12 protein-coding genes and 5 pseudogenes are annotated in these 13,505 nt (G+C 55.7%); 9 read left to right on the top strand and 8 right to left on the bottom strand.

The features are described from left to right. Positions 1 to 148: 148 nt before the first annotated feature. The 3 genes and pseudogenes from APH44_RS07180 to APH44_RS07175 all read right to left on the bottom strand — a co-directional run. Positions 149 to 1,351, bottom strand: a complete 1,203-nt coding sequence (locus APH44_RS07180; RefSeq protein ID WP_054892011.1) for an NAD(P)/FAD-dependent oxidoreductase — start codon at positions 1,349 to 1,351, stop codon at positions 149 to 151. A gap of 289 nt (positions 1,352 to 1,640) precedes the next feature. Further along, a pseudogene (locus tag APH44_RS30640) lies at positions 1,641 to 1,863 on the bottom strand (two-component sensor histidine kinase); the annotation flags it as partial. A 30-nt stretch (positions 1,864 to 1,893) separates the two neighbouring features. Next, positions 1,894 to 2,429: pseudogene (locus tag APH44_RS07175) on the bottom strand (winged helix-turn-helix domain-containing protein); the annotation flags it as partial. A 127-nt stretch (positions 2,430 to 2,556) separates the two neighbouring features. On the opposite strand from APH44_RS07175, the pseudogene APH44_RS30635 reads away from it, so the two are divergent. Next, a pseudogene (locus tag APH44_RS30635) lies at positions 2,557 to 2,712 on the top strand (IS256 family transposase); the annotation flags it as partial. After that, positions 2,679 to 2,816 (top strand): annotated as a pseudogene (locus tag APH44_RS28990) (TraR/DksA C4-type zinc finger protein); the annotation flags it as partial. The pseudogenes APH44_RS30635 and APH44_RS28990, both read left to right, overlap by 34 nt. A gap of 243 nt (positions 2,817 to 3,059) precedes the next feature. On the opposite strand, the gene APH44_RS07165 reads toward APH44_RS28990, so the two are convergent. Further along, entirely contained in the window at positions 3,060 to 3,752 is a 693-nt protein-coding gene (locus tag APH44_RS07165) for an HAD family phosphatase (RefSeq protein ID WP_054892009.1), read from the bottom strand. Positions 3,753 to 4,062: 310 nt separating this feature from the next. On the opposite strand from APH44_RS07165, the gene APH44_RS07160 reads away from it, so the two are divergent. From APH44_RS07160 to APH44_RS07135, 6 genes are all read left to right on the top strand, one after another. Further along, a complete protein-coding gene (locus tag APH44_RS07160; RefSeq protein WP_054892008.1) occupies positions 4,063 to 5,034 on the top strand; it encodes an ornithine cyclodeaminase family protein in 972 nt (323 codons plus the stop codon). 19 nt (positions 5,035 to 5,053) lie between these two features. Then, positions 5,054 to 6,016, top strand: a complete 963-nt coding sequence (locus APH44_RS07155; RefSeq protein ID WP_054892007.1) for a threo-3-hydroxy-L-aspartate ammonia-lyase — start codon at positions 5,054 to 5,056, stop codon at positions 6,014 to 6,016. A gap of 143 nt (positions 6,017 to 6,159) precedes the next feature. After that, on the top strand, positions 6,160 to 7,434 hold the full coding sequence (locus APH44_RS07150; RefSeq protein ID WP_054892006.1) for a dicarboxylate/amino acid:cation symporter: 1,275 nt from the start codon (positions 6,160 to 6,162) through the stop codon (positions 7,432 to 7,434). Positions 7,435 to 7,472: 38 nt separating this feature from the next. After that, positions 7,473 to 8,603 carry an asparaginase gene (locus APH44_RS07145; protein ID WP_054892005.1) on the top strand — a complete coding sequence of 377 codons (1,131 nt, stop codon included), beginning with the start codon at positions 7,473 to 7,475 and terminating at the stop codon, positions 8,601 to 8,603. Positions 8,604 to 8,664: 61 nt separating this feature from the next. After that, entirely contained in the window at positions 8,665 to 9,051 is a 387-nt protein-coding gene (locus APH44_RS07140) for a RidA family protein (protein ID WP_054892004.1), read from the top strand. Between the two features lie 274 nt (positions 9,052 to 9,325). Continuing rightward, positions 9,326 to 9,793 carry a hypothetical protein gene (locus APH44_RS07135; protein ID WP_256216788.1) on the top strand — a complete coding sequence of 156 codons (468 nt, stop codon included), beginning with the start codon at positions 9,326 to 9,328 and terminating at the stop codon, positions 9,791 to 9,793. A 21-nt stretch (positions 9,794 to 9,814) separates the two neighbouring features. Here the strand turns inward: APH44_RS07135 and APH44_RS07130 are convergent, their stop codons facing one another. Together APH44_RS07130 and APH44_RS28985 are read right to left on the bottom strand one after the other, a co-directional pair. Continuing rightward, positions 9,815 to 10,441, bottom strand: a complete 627-nt coding sequence (locus APH44_RS07130) for a transcriptional regulator (RefSeq protein ID WP_054892003.1) — start codon at positions 10,439 to 10,441, stop codon at positions 9,815 to 9,817. 56 nt (positions 10,442 to 10,497) lie between these two features. Then, entirely contained in the window at positions 10,498 to 11,400 is a 903-nt protein-coding gene (locus APH44_RS28985) for a LysR family transcriptional regulator (RefSeq protein ID WP_054926256.1), read from the bottom strand. A gap of 94 nt (positions 11,401 to 11,494) precedes the next feature. Here APH44_RS28985 and APH44_RS07120 point away from each other — a divergent pair, with 94 nt between their 5' ends. After that, positions 11,495 to 12,631, top strand: a complete 1,137-nt coding sequence (locus APH44_RS07120; protein ID WP_054892001.1) for a DSD1 family PLP-dependent enzyme — start codon at positions 11,495 to 11,497, stop codon at positions 12,629 to 12,631. Positions 12,632 to 12,753: 122 nt separating this feature from the next. Here the strand turns inward: APH44_RS07120 and APH44_RS07115 are convergent, their stop codons facing one another. Both APH44_RS07115 and APH44_RS29675 read right to left on the bottom strand, forming a co-directional pair. After that, on the bottom strand, positions 12,754 to 13,236 hold the full coding sequence (locus APH44_RS07115; protein WP_054892000.1) for a YbaK/prolyl-tRNA synthetase associated domain-containing protein: 483 nt from the start codon (positions 13,234 to 13,236) through the stop codon (positions 12,754 to 12,756). 155 nt (positions 13,237 to 13,391) lie between these two features. Further along, positions 13,392 to 13,463: pseudogene (locus APH44_RS29675) on the bottom strand (DNA-binding response regulator); the annotation flags it as partial. Positions 13,464 to 13,505: the final 42 nt, after the last annotated feature.

Below are 13,505 nucleotides of genomic sequence, written 5' to 3'. Positions count from 1 at the left end.
CGCTGCGGGAAAGTACAATATCCTTAACTTTAGTAGGTTTTTTGACGTCAATAATGCCACGGTGCCACTATTATTGACCAGTCATTCAATGTAACTACACGTATAAACAGATCCGTCATTTTTTGACGGATCTGTCAGGTTTATTCGCTTAAACGATGGCGATCATTGGATCGGCAGCGGCCAGGGCCTTGCTGCGATCAGCCTCGGGCGGGTAGATCCAGACCGAGTTGATCTGGCGCTTGAGCTGCTTGCCTTCATCGCCCTGCAGCTTCAGTTCACGGTCCCAACCTTCGCTGAACGCCGCGCCCCAGTCGCCCAGGTCGAGGCAGGTGACGTACTTGGGCTGGCGATACACCACCGGCGCCTCGCCGAGCAGGTCGGCCATGGCGTTGTTGCCCGAGTGACGGCCCATGGGGATGGCGTGCTGGCAGGTCATCAGCGCGTGGTCGCCCAGGTCATCGACTGCGGCCCAGGCCACGTCGCCGGTGGCGTAGATATGCTGCTGGCCGATGACCTTGAGGTGCTCGTCGACGCGCAGGCGACCCTGGGCATCGCGCTCGCCGGCGATCTGCGCGGTGAGCGGGCTGGCCTTGACGCCTGCGGTCCAGATCACCGTCTTGCTGGCGATGTACTCGCCGTTGTCCAGGGTCACGCCACCGGCATCCACCGCGATTACCGAAGCATTGGTGAGCCATTGCACGCCGGCGTGCTGCGAGGCGGCAACGATGGCTGGGGTGATGCCTGCACCCAGGGCTGCGCCGACCTGTGCGCCGCGATCGATCACGATCACGCGGATATTGGCCTGCTCGCCGAGTACTGCGCGCAAGCGGGCAGGCATTTCGGTGGCGGTCTCGATGCCGGTGAAACCGCCGCCGCACACCACCACGGTGTTGCGGGCCGGGGAGGCCGGCAGGCTGGCGAGGTCGGTCAGGTGTTGCTCCAGCTTGACCGCCGACTCCATCTGGTCGACATCGAAGCTGTGCTGGTCCAGACCCGGTACGGCAGGGCGGGCAACCTGGCTGCCGGCGGCGAGTACCAGGCGCTCGTAACCCAGTTGGCGGGTCTGGCCATTGGCGTCGATATAGGCGACCGAACGTGCGTCGGCATCGATGGATTGGGCATGGCCCTGGATGAAATTCACCCCTACAGCCTCGAACAGCTCGCCAAGCGGCGCTTTCATCGTGTGCACATCGGCTTCGTAGAAGCGCGGGCGGATGCGCAGTTCGGCCTGCGGCGCGAGCACGCTGATGTGGATGTCGCCACGCTTGGCGAGGTCGAGCAGGCGGGCGGCGCTCAGGGCGCTCCAGACGCCGGCAAAACCGGCACCGATGATCAGGATGTGTGGGTTCATGGACAGGCTCCGCGAGAGGGTCGAAGGGGTTTGTGTCGAGGTTCGGCGTGCGTTGCTGCGCCTGCCGAATAACTACGACTCTATTGGTCGTAGTTTGAAACGACAAGCTTTTTTTTTTAGCGGGCAGTCGCAGGCAGCCCTCGCTTTGCAGGTGGAGCAGCGATAAATCAAGGGTTCTGGGCGATTGAAAAATAGACAGGTGACTGCTGGTGGCTGATGGCCCCAGTTGTCAGGATCGAAGCCCGTTTCAGCTGTTGAATTTCTGAGAAATGCCAAGACAACTGCAGGTCAGAATCGCCGCCGTCAGATCCTGATGGGCACCCAGTAATGCGCGGAGTGGTGATTTCAGCTCTTCCATTCCCGTTCCAGTGTCTGGATTGAAGGAATGTGCTCGTTGACTGCAGCTTTTTGGATAGCGTTTGTTCATCGAGCATGCGGAAGTGATGCTGGCTCAGTATGTTGAAGCTGAGGCATGCGACCACGAGGACAGCGATGACCGCGAACATGGTCATCAGGGTTGACTGGCGAGAAGCGGGTGAAACTCACGCCGGTGCATCCATCAGATAGCCCATTCCCGGTGCTGTGTGAATGTATTTAGTGGCGAAGTCATCATCAATCTTTGCCCGAAGCCGGCGTATCGCAACCTCGATCACATTGGTGTCGCTGTCAAAATTCATGCCCCACACGTGGGAAGCAATCAGTGATTGGAAAGCCCCTCACCGCGTCGACGCATCAAACACACCAGAAGTGAAAATTCTTTGGCGGTCAGGTCGACTCGCTTCCCACTTCGGGTGGCTCTTCGCTTGAGAAGATCGACCTCAAGATCCGCCATTTTCATGGTGTTTTGGGCTGCCGTGCCGGTGCCTCTGCGTAGTAAGGTCCGCACTCGAGCCAGTAGCTCTGAGAAAGCGAAGGGCTTGATCAGATAGTCATCGGCCCCCGACTCGAGGCCCTCTACTCGATCATCTCCCCCATCCCTGGCAGTCAGAAACAATACCGGGGCGTCTTCGCCGGGTGCGCGGACCATTCCTTTCAGCCCTGGCATCATCACGTCGAGTATCAGCAAGTCATAGCGCTGAGGATCGTGTCCCGGGAAGTGGTGTAACTGAACCAGCCGAAGGCGCCCTGCGGGCGAAAGAGGATGGTCATCGTGGTTCTTGGCTAACGTTGAGTTTGCGGACTTAACCTTCACCAGAGAAACCACGATGACCAAGCCCACGATCGCATTGACCGAGTTGGTTGAGAAAGGGGCAGACGCTGATCTGCTCAAGCAAATGATCCAGTTCGTTGCCCAGCGCATGATGGAGTTTGATGTCGAAGGCCTGTGCGGCGCCCGCGCGGGGAATATGGGTGGTGCAAGGAGACCGGCGAGCCCATTGGCTTGCGGCGGTTGCTCTTGCGGCCTACAGCGACGCTGAGCATCGAGGCAATAGAGCGGCAAGAGCGCCATATGCGTGAAAGCTGACTTTTAGTCCATAAGACCGTAGCTTCCGCGGGACTGGCGAACGCTAACCTGCCCGAGGGGCTCAGGCTAAATTCTGAGCCCATCGCAAGTCGTTTGGGCTATGTCCAGAAACCTCAAATGACGCTTCGTGCTTTGTGCAAAGAGGTGCAGTCATCTGCCGCGAGTGAGGCATGAGTCGACATGGTAAAAAGATGCATCGGCACCGGGCTGGGGCCGATCCTCAACTGCTGATCGTGTTACGCCTCACGAGAGAGTACCCGCTTCGAGTGGTGGCATTGCGCACTGTGTGCGTGCGTCACAAATTTGCTCAATCACGCGCGCAATTTCACTGAAGTTCTCAACGACGTAATGAGCACCTTCGGTCTGCAGGCGATGCTTGGGAACCTGGGAGGCAAATGCGATGACGGTAAGGCCGGCAGCAACTGCAGCCTGGACACCAGGCACGGAATCCTCCACAGCAATGCATTCAGCGGGAGTGAGCCCCAGGTCAGCAACAGCGTTGAGGTAAACGTCGGGTGCTGGCTTTGGCCTAGCCTTGCCGGCGGTCGGCGAGTGGAAGGAAGAGAAATGTTCGGTCAATCCAGCTTTCCCCAAGACGAATTCGATATGGCCGACGCTCGCGTTCGACACAATGAATTTCGGAAGGGCAATTTTGCGAAGGGTTTCTTCCGCGCCAGGAATAGCAAACAGCTGAGCCTCGAGCATGGGGCGAAGCGTTGAGACAATCAGCTGGGGTAGGTTGTCTGGCAGCGCGCTGGCGAAATGAACAGCCAAGCGCTCCAGACAATGAGCGCGAGTAAACCCGAGAAAATCCTCAATCCACATTTCCGGCGTCAGCTCGATCGCGAGCGCCTCACGGGCCACTCGTTGAAATGCGTCGAACGCGAGTCGCTCGCTGTCCACCAGGGTACCGTCGCAATCGAAAAGTACGTTCATGGCTTACTGAATTCTCACGAGTAGGGCGGGTAAGTCCGGAGCCGGGATCGGGCTGCCGTTTCAATAAAACGAAAGACCATAAGGTTGGCTGTACTTTTTGTCAATTTCTAGACGAAATGAGTCGTTGTCATCATCTTCAAGAGTCCGCACGGATCTCCCAGGGAGCAGCCCGCCTCGCATTAGGCGCCTTGTTTCTCTGGCCGAAGCCTGAAAAAGGCGGTGACCAACGGCTCCTGCAGCCATCTTTACAGATAGTCCAGAACTAGATAGTGTGTCTGAAATCGTGAAGTGATTGTCTAGGCGCTACAGAATGTCGAAGATCGAAACGCTCAAAATTTTGGATAGGGCCTGCGTAAACGCGCTGGTCTCACCCGAGCAGATTCTTTTTGCAGTACGTGAGGCTTTCTACCTGCACAGTGCAGGTGAAGGTCAGGTATTCCCCATCGTGAGAGAGGCGCTCAGCACGGGCGGGGTTTTTGGTATCAAATCTGGCGGAATCTCCAGCCAAGGCGTGCTGGGATTCAAGGCGGCTGGCTTCTGGCCCAACAACCGTAGCTTGGGTGGTGAGCCTCATCAGGCCACGATTCTCCTGATCGACCCGGTGACTGGTCGGCCTCTCTGCATGATTGATGGCAATACCATCACCACGTTGCGTACAGGCGCAGCCGGGGCGCTGGGATTGGAAATCCTGGCCCGGCAGGACAGCACCAAGCTGACCGTTTTCGGTACAGGTGTTCAAGCCAGCATTCAAGTGGACTATGCGCTGCGCGTGATGCCAGGCATCAAGTCGGTGACCTATTTGACATTTGGTGGGCAGCCTAATGCCCAGTTCGAAGCTCAATTTGCTGATCGTTGTGTGGTGCAGCACAGCGCTTCGGCAAATGAGGCGGTTTCGAATAGTGATGTTGTGATCACTGCGACTCCTGGTGGGCAGGTGCTGTTTGACCTCGATGCAGTGAAGCCCGGCACGCATATCAACTGCGTGGGGGCAGACACCAAAGGTAAGCGGGAAGCTCCAGCGGGATTGCTGGAGAAATCGAAGATCATTGTTGATGACCGCGATCAGGCTATCCAGATCGGGGAAACCCAATGGGCTCCTTCCATGCCGGTAGTCGAAATCGGAGATTTGCTGACCGGGGAAGCTGATTTTTCGCGCAACGCTAACGACATCACGGTCTTCGACATGACGGGCTTGGCACTTCAAGACCTGACCGTTGCCCGCCTGTTGTTCGAGCAAGCGAAGATCGATAGCGTGGGCCACGATATCTCTTGGCCCTGGTAATTAGTTGAGGACTCAAGTCATGCAAATCACCCTGCCAACCTATCGAGATGTCATTGAGGCATCGGAGCGATTCGAAGGGGCCGCTAATATCACGCCGGTTCTGACCTCCCGCACCATCAATGCGGAAGTCGGTGCAGAGGTCTTCTTCAAATGTGAGAACTACCAGAGAACGGGTTCCTTTAAATTCAGGGGCGCCTACAATTCGTTGGCCAGGTTCACTGCTGAGCAGCGGGAGTCTGGCGTTGTGGCGTTCTCTTCCGGTAACCACGCGCAGGGGATCGCACTGGCAGCTTCAATCCTGAAGATCCCTGCGACTATCGTCATGCCGACTGACGCACCAGCTGCAAAGGTGGCGGCGACCAAGGGCTATGGTGCCGAGGTCATTTTTTACGATCGCTATACCGAAGACCGCGAATCGATTGGCCGGTCACTTGCCGCCAAACACGGTATGACCCTGATCCCGTCTTATGATCATCCCGATGTTCTGGCTGGCCAAGGCACAGCGGCCAAGGAGCTTTTCGAAAGCGTTGGCGAGCTGGATGTGCTGTTCGCTGGTTTAGGTGGCGGCGGGATGCTGTCCGGTACCACGCTTTCCACCCGTGCGCTTTCACCTAACTGCACACTTATTGGTGTGGAGCCGGAAGCGGGTAATGATGGTCAGCGGTCTTTCAACTCTGGCGAGATCGTACACATCGATACGCCGGACACCATTGCTGATGGCGCTCAGACACAACACTTGGGTAATTACACTTTCCCGATCATCCTGAACGGCGTGAACCGCATCGAAACGGTGACCGATGCAGAGCTGGTCGAGGCGATGAAGTTTTTTGCCCAGCGTATGAAAATGGTAGTTGAGCCAACAGGGTGCTTGGGCTTGGCTGCTGTTCGTAAGTTCAAGGATGAGCTGAAAGGAAAGCGCGTCGGGGTCATCATTACCGGCGGCAATATTGATATCGACAAGCTTGGTCGATTCCTTCAATAAAAATTAGATCTTTGCGTTAAAGCTAGGCCCTCGGGTGTGACTTCACTCAGTGGCGAAGCTTTGCCGAAATATTAATGTTTCAATAATTCTGCCCAAACAAAAATGGCCATGGAAAAACATGGCCTCGATAATAAGAGGTGAATATGAAAAGCCGCTTTATTGTAAAAGCGATTGTGGTCGGTATGGTGCTCGGTGTAGCACTTGGAGGCGTCTTGCACAGCCAGCTGGATGCAGCCGGTGCGAAAGAGATCTCCACCTACCTAAACATGATAACCGACGTCTTCCTTCGCCTGATCAAGATGGTCATCGCTCCACTCGTCCTCGCAACGCTCGTCACGGGCGTGGCCAGCATGTCGGGCAGCGGTTCGATTGGTCGTGTAGGTTTCAAGGCCATTTCCTGGTTTCTAATCGCATCGCTGGTGTCGCTTGGCATCGGTTTGGTGCTCGCCAACCTGCTCCAGCCAGGCACTGGGCTGAACTTGACTGTCGACCCTAACCAAGCGGTGAATACCGGATTGAGCGCAGGTTCTCTGAGCCTTCCAGTCTTCCTGTCCCATGTCTTCCCCCGCAGCATTATCGAGGCGATGGGCAGCAACGAAGTGCTGCAAATTGTTATCTTCTCGTTGTTCTTCGGCAGCGCATTGGCTTTCGTCAAAGGCACAGGCAAGTCACTGATTGTCGACGTGCTTGAAGAGCTCGCCAACGTCATGTTCAAGGTCACTGACTACGTCATGTACGTAGCACCGTTTGCAGTATTCGCTGCAATTGCTTCCACGGTGACCGTGCATGGTTTGGGGATGGTGATGACCTTCGGGAAAATGGTCGCACAGTTCTTCCTCGGCATTGCGTTGCTGTGGCTGTTGATCTCGCTGGCTGGTTATCTCGCCCTGGGGCAGCGTATGAAGCCGCTGCTGTCGCTTATGCGCGAACCTCTTCTGATCGCGTTCTCGACTGCCAGCAGTGAGGCGGCCTATCCAAAGACTATTGCGGCGCTGGAAAAATTCGGTGCGAACAAGCGTGTGACCAGCTTTGTGTTGCCGCTGGGCTACTCGTTCAATCTTGACGGCTCGATGATGTATCAAGCCTTCATCGTCATGTTCATCGCCCAGGCCTACAACATCGAGATGACGTTCGCCCACCAGATCGTGGTGCTGCTGACTTTGCTTGTGATCAGCAAAGGAACAGCGGGTGTCGCACGTGGTTCGCTCGTAGTGCTGGCAGCGGGGCTGCCGATGATCGGACTTCCGGAAGCTGGCTTGCTGCTCATTCTGGCCGTTGATCCAATTCTGGACATGGGGCGTACAGCCACCAACGTCTTCGGCTGCAGTGTTGCTACCGCTGTGATCGGCAGGCACGGCAATGCTGATGAAAAAGATGTCGCTGAGGGGCGCCTCGAAGGGTCAACCCAAGTCGTTTAACTCTACCGCTCACTAACAAAAAAAAGAGAAGCGAAATCATGTCCATCACTATCCAGAGCTCCAGCTTTCGTCAGTTGTTTACCCAGAAGCTGCTCGCCGCAGCAATGGTTTCACTGCTGACCGGTTTCGTTGTTGTAGCTCCCGCTTACGCTCAAGAGAAACCCATGAGTACAACCAATCAACAGGCAGCGTTGCCTCGCGCTCTTCTCCTGGCCACTGGTGGCACGATCGCTGGCTCAGCCGATAACCGCGGCAGTGGTGCCTACAACGCAGGCGCAATTGGCGCCCAGCAATTAGTCTCATCAGTTGCGGGTCTGGGTGACCTGGCCACCTTGTCTGCAGAGCAGGTCGCTTCCATCGGATCGCAAGATATGTCCGATGACATCTGGCTCAAACTTGCCAGCCGGATTCAAAAAGCGCTCGATGAAGGGGAGGCTGACGCCGTTGTGATCACTCACGGTACTGACACCATGGAGGAGACAGCATTCTTCCTGAGTTTGGTACTGAAGACTGATAAACCTGTCGTGCTGGTAGGCTCGATGCGCCCAGCCACGGCTCTCGGTGCCGATGGCCCCGCCAATATCTACGAGGCTGTGCAGGTTGCTGTAGACAAGCAGTCCAAGGGCCGTGGCGTCATGGTCGTGATGAACGACCAGATTGACAGCGCGCGAGGCGTGACCAAGACGCACAGTACGAGTGTACAGACCATGCAGTCCCCGAACTTGGGGTCACACGGCTATGTGGATCTCGGGCATATCAGATTCGTAAAGCCTGCTGTTCCAGGGCAGTTGCTTCAACTACCGGAAGCGCCGCTGCCTCGGGTAGAGATCATCTACAGCCATAGCAACATGGACGCGCTGCAGATTGAGCACGCCATCGCTGATAAGGCCAAGGGAATTATTTTGGCTGGCATGGGTGACGGTAACACCTCGAAAGCGGCATTGGCTGCGCTGGAAAAAGCGGCGGCTCAGGGCATCGTCGTGGTGCGCTCGACACGCGTCAGCAAGGGTTACGTCAACCGCAATGTTGAAGTGGATGATTCCAAAAGCGGCTTTGTCGCTTCAATGGATCTGAATCCTCAGAAGGCAAGGGTGCTCACCCAGCTGCTCATTGCGAACGGCGTCACCGACCCTCAAAAGGTTCAAGAAGCATTCTTGAACGGTCACTAAGTCTCATCGTCAAGCCGGTGCTTCGAGTATCTCGGGGCCCGGCTCACTGTTTAGGTTACCCATGAAAATAATTAGCACCGCTGATGCATCTACTCCTGCCGGCCACTATTCCCAAGGCGTGGTTCACCAAGGCTCTCTTTACATCTCTGGACAGCTGCCGGTCAGCCCCGATGGGACGCACAACATCGATGCCTCCTTTGTTGAGCAGACTCAGCTGGCTCTGAACAACGTCATTGCGATTCTGAACGCGGCGGGGTGCAGCACCGCAGACCTGGTCAAGGTGACGGTCTATGTCGCTGGTGTGAAGCACTGGCCAGCGTTCGACCGGATTTACTCCGAGACACTGGGGAGCCATCGTCCGGCCCGCGCAGTTGTTCCGGTGCCCGAATTGCACCATGGCTACCTGGTCGAGATTGAAGCGGTTGCGCGTGTAGCAACAGCTGCTTGAAGAGCTACCCATACGACCATTTCTGCATAATTCACGATATTGGTGATGGTCAATGTCGCTTCTAACGAAGCTTGGCCTAGTGGCTCTCACATCAATGAATCCCCAGCTGGCGTGAGCGAGAAATGGCTGAATGAGTTCAGCTGGATCCCAAGCGCAATCATCAGTGATTGCCTGGGACGTAGTGTCGGCGGTTTAGGGCTTCGTCCATATCATGGGGCGGGGTCACATGTGCGGTTCTGCGATCACTGTTCAGGTTCGACCTGGCGATAACCTGATGACGCTCAAAGTGATTCAGATGGCTCGCCTGGGTGACGTCCTGGTGGTCGATGGCAGTGGCGATCAGACCCGAGCCATCATCGGTGGCATCATGCGAGCGATGGCGTTGAAGGCGGGTATCGCGGGTATCGTGGTTAACGGTGTATTGCGAGATCGTGACGATTGGCTGGATGGGAAAATGCCGATCTTTGCCCTAGGTTGTGTGCATCGCGGCCCGAGTACTGATGGTACTGGTGAGATCAATGTTCCAGTCTCCTGTGCTGGGCTAGTGGTCAATCCAGGCGACTTGGTCGTTGGTGACTCAGATGGCGTGGTTGCAATCGCCCAGGAACAACTGCCTGTTGTGTTTGAGCGGTGCCGCCAATTGCTGGATCGTGAAGCGATGATCATGAAGGGTATTGAGGATGGTTCGCTTGACCCTGATCGCTTCAACGCTCTGCTCAGGGCCAAGGGGTGTCCAGTCTGACAGCGGACAGACAAGCGGCCCTTATCTGGAGTCGCTGTACACTGTCGCTCGAGATACGCCGAGATGAGAGGCTACGGTTTCCATCGCTTTTCTAATCTCAAGCAAGCCTGCCTCTTTCAGCTCTCGAAGCAGAACTCTTCGGTCGGCTGCTTTCAATGCGCGGGGAGTGGTGGCTAAGCGAGCGGCAAATTGGTCAATCTTGGCCCGGATTGTCTCTGCACCACTGCTTTCCAAGGACTCGTGTGGGCGGTCTCCACTGAACGAGCCGAACTGCTCGATCATCCCCTGTAGGCCTCGGAATAGCGTGAGGTCGATATTCATGCACAGTGCCGCAACGTAACGACCGGTCGAGTCCTTGATGCCGATGGAGGTGCTTTTCACCTGGCGGCCATCTTTGAATTGGTTTGGATAGTTGGCGATGACCTGCGGGTAAGCCGGGTCGGCAATCCTCGCAAGTCCTAGCTCTGTGGCGGGGTGGCCTACCTCACGACCCGACAGGTTATTGTGAATAGCCAGGATCGCGTGTTCAGGGTCACGAAGATCATGCAAAACGACTTCGCAAAAAGGGCTAAAGGTCTGACTCAAGCCTTCGGCGATCTGCTCCATTTGGGAAATGAGAGCTTGTTGTTCGGGGGTAGTTTTCTTCATTTTTTGAAGATATCCAGCCTGTATGAATAGTGTCAATCGCTCGGAGGCGGCCCGATTCAGATCGAGTCCGGGATTGGGGATTTGAAGGATGCACTTAGAAAACGGCTAAGCATCTGTACCTTTCTCGACCGATTTTTTTGAGTCGGGATGAGAAGAAGAATCGGCGCCGTGTCGAACTGCCAGTCAGGCAGAACACGCATCAGCGTTCCATTTGCCACCGATTCAGCTACATCCCATTGAGATCGTAAAACTAGGCCCAGATCGCTCTCTGCCCATCGACGAGCGACACCACCGTCGTTGGTAGTCATGGCCGGGAGGACACGAATTGACTGGGTTTGAGCTTTTTTGTGGAGATGCCAGAACGTTACGTGCTCATCATTTTCGCGAATGCAAATACACCGGTGAGATGCGATGTCGTTTGGCGTGTCGGGCATACCATGCTTCTGCAGATACGTGGGGCTGGCACATAACCATCGCTCGTTGGATGCGAGCACCTGCGCAGTCCATGAACTGTCCGATATGGAGCCTATGTGGATTACTGCGTCGCAGTTGTTGCGGTCAGGCCAGGGTGTCTCTTTCAAGTCAAGTTCGATCTTGAGCTTGGGATGAAGCTTGGCAAAACGAGCAAGCATTGGCGCAAGACGCAAGCGGCCAAATCCGAATGGCGCTGCAAGGCGCAAGACGCCTTGGAGTTGCTGGTCATCCCCGATCATGGATTCAGAAAGCTCTTCCAATGATTGCAGCAGGCGTTTGCCTTCTTCCGCTAGGCGCTCGCCATCTTCCGTTAGGCACAATCGTCTGGAGTCTCTGCTGGCGAGCTTGAGGCCCAATGCGACCTCCAGCTTACGCAGCCGCATTGAGAGGGCTGCAGTTGTGACCCGCAATTTTCGAGCCGCTTCACTCAGTGAGCCCGAGGCAGAAATTGCTGTGACGAGCTCAAGGTCGGCGAACGTTATCATTAAGAATTGCTTAACCTTTGATTAACCTAACGTTAACCAAAAATATATCCATACGACTAGAGTTGCAACGACAAAACCACATCAGAGATTCGCCATGACCACCTCTATTCACACCTTGGACACACCGGTAGCAGTCGTCGACGTCGCTCGCATGAACAGAAACATTCAACGCATGCAGCAACGGGCCGACAGCCTTGGTGTCAGGTTGCGACCTCACGTGAAAACCACTAAATGTGCTCAAGTGGTGGAAGCGCAGATCCAGGCAGGAGCTCAGGGCGTTACCGTCTCGACCCTCAAGGAGGCCCAAGCTTTCTTCACTCAAGGGGTCACCGACATTCTGTACGCTGTCGCCATGGCGCCTAACAAGCTTGCTCACGCGTTGGATCTGCGCCGAGCGGGGTGTGCTTTGATCATCGTGACTGACAGCGTTGCCGGCGCTCGGGCCATAGTTGAGTTTGGACGTGCCCACGATGAACGTTTCGAAGTGTTCATCGAGATTGATAGCGATCATCACCGCTCTGGAGTCCGCAGTGATGATCCACTGCTGGGTGACATTGCCAAGATGATCCATGAGGGAGGCGCTGTACTCAAAGGCGTGATGACTCATGCTGGCGAAAGCTACAAGCTCAACACATTGGAGGCTCTTCAAGAAATCGCTGAGCTCGAACGCTCCGAGTGCGTCAAGGCAGCCGAGGCTATCCGGGCTGCTGGCATTCCTTGCCCCGAAGTCAGTGTGGGATCGACCCCGACAGCGCTCTCTGCTGTTCACCTGGAAGGCGTTACCGAACTGCGCGCCGGGGTGTACGTTTTCTTTGACCTGGTGATGCACAACGTAGGTGTGTGTGCTCTGGATGACTTGGCTTTGTCTGTTCTCACTACTGTGATCGGCCACCAGCCCGATAAAGGGTGGATTATCACTGACTCCGGTTGGATGGCCATGAGTCGTGACCGAGGTACTCAAGCTCAGCAATGTGACTTCGGGTACGGCCTGGTATGTGACTCGAACGGAACCCTCATTGACGGGCTGCTGTTGCGTTCTGCCAACCAAGAGCACGGCGTGGCGTCCTTTGAAGAGGGTATGTCTGTGGACGTAGAGAAGCTGTATCCAATCGGCACCCAGCTGCGCGTCCTTCCCAATCATGCTTGTGCAACTGGTGCCCAGTACCCGGCCTATGAGGCGCTGCAACCAAACGGTGAAATGGCCCATTGGTCTCGTGTGAATGGCTGGTAATGGAGCGTCGAGGGGCTAAGGATTGAATGCCTTCTCGTGAACGGCGAGTAAGGTTCGGGAAGGATTCTGATCACCGCCTGGTGCCACGCACGCCAGGCGGTGTTTTCATTCTGATCGCAGCACTAATGCTCTGCGATCTTGGTCAGTACAGGTCTGGCCACGCGCAGGTAGTCGTCGGAATACAAGATGATTGATCTGTCTAGGCGGCCCGCGTTGAAGGCGATCTCGGAATAGCGCTCGAACAATTCCGGATCCGCCACAAGCTTCAGTTCTTCATTGAAGCTGAAGGGAGGGATGGCCCCGACCACGCATCCCGTCAACTCATTAGCTTTGTCAGCGGAGACCAATCGAATTTTTTTGGCACCCAAGTGCTCGGCAAGCTGGCTTGTCGACAGTTTTCTGTCTGCAGGCAGCACCGCCAAAACAAACTGAACCGAACCGTCGGTGTGAGTGCTTGAGCAGATCAGTGCCTTCGCACCTTGTCCCACCTCAGTTCCGCGGGCTAAGGCCACCTCAACCGACTTGCCGGCGGACGGATGTTCCACAAGGCGGAATCTGCACGCATTCGTTTCTAGCTTTTCTAGGAGAAGAGCGTGAGGTGACATCAAGGTTTCCTTGCATGAAGGCGGGCTGAGGGCGGAAATTAAGGTGATCTGTACGTTTTGTCAAATTATGTACAACATGACTGATTCGTGTTGAGGGAGCTACCGATCCAGGTGCTCGGATGCACCTCCTTGCTCAAAATGCCTACCGAAAGCAATCCCGCCGTTGCAAGGCCCTGTTGTAAACAAGCGCCGGTTTTGGGTTCATCCTCAGCTACGAGTAGTTTCATGTGCTCAGCTTGTACGCACCCAGTGTGCAGCAAAAAGTGAGC

The sequence above is a fragment of the Pseudomonas sp. NBRC 111143 genome (assembly GCF_001320965.1).
GTDB classification, from domain to species: domain Bacteria; phylum Pseudomonadota; class Gammaproteobacteria; order Pseudomonadales; family Pseudomonadaceae; genus Aquipseudomonas; species Aquipseudomonas machongensis.
Note: the sequence above shows the minus strand (reverse complement) of the source record. Positions and strands in the feature narration are given on the sequence as shown.

Excerpts from the sequence above, each read along its gene's own strand:
- APH44_RS07180 (WP_054892011.1), bottom strand. The coding sequence starts at position 1,351 with ATGAACCCACACATCCTGATCATCGGTGCCGGTTTTGCCGGCGTCTGG.
- APH44_RS07165 (WP_054892009.1), bottom strand. The coding sequence starts at position 3,752 with ATGAACGTACTTTTCGATTGCGACGGTACCCTGGTGGACAGCGAGCGA.
- APH44_RS07160 (WP_054892008.1), top strand. The coding sequence starts at position 4,063 with ATGTCGAAGATCGAAACGCTCAAAATTTTGGATAGGGCCTGCGTAAAC.
- APH44_RS07155 (WP_054892007.1), top strand. The coding sequence starts at position 5,054 with ATGCAAATCACCCTGCCAACCTATCGAGATGTCATTGAGGCATCGGAG.
- APH44_RS07150 (WP_054892006.1), top strand. The coding sequence starts at position 6,160 with ATGAAAAGCCGCTTTATTGTAAAAGCGATTGTGGTCGGTATGGTGCTC.
- APH44_RS07145 (WP_054892005.1), top strand. The coding sequence starts at position 7,473 with ATGTCCATCACTATCCAGAGCTCCAGCTTTCGTCAGTTGTTTACCCAG.
- APH44_RS07140 (WP_054892004.1), top strand. The coding sequence starts at position 8,665 with ATGAAAATAATTAGCACCGCTGATGCATCTACTCCTGCCGGCCACTAT.
- APH44_RS07135 (WP_256216788.1), top strand. The coding sequence starts at position 9,326 with ATGACGCTCAAAGTGATTCAGATGGCTCGCCTGGGTGACGTCCTGGTG.
- APH44_RS07130 (WP_054892003.1), bottom strand. The coding sequence starts at position 10,441 with ATGAAGAAAACTACCCCCGAACAACAAGCTCTCATTTCCCAAATGGAG.
- APH44_RS28985 (WP_054926256.1), bottom strand. The coding sequence starts at position 11,400 with ATGATAACGTTCGCCGACCTTGAGCTCGTCACAGCAATTTCTGCCTCG.
- APH44_RS07120 (WP_054892001.1), top strand. The coding sequence starts at position 11,495 with ATGACCACCTCTATTCACACCTTGGACACACCGGTAGCAGTCGTCGAC.
- APH44_RS07115 (WP_054892000.1), bottom strand. The coding sequence starts at position 13,236 with ATGTCACCTCACGCTCTTCTCCTAGAAAAGCTAGAAACGAATGCGTGC.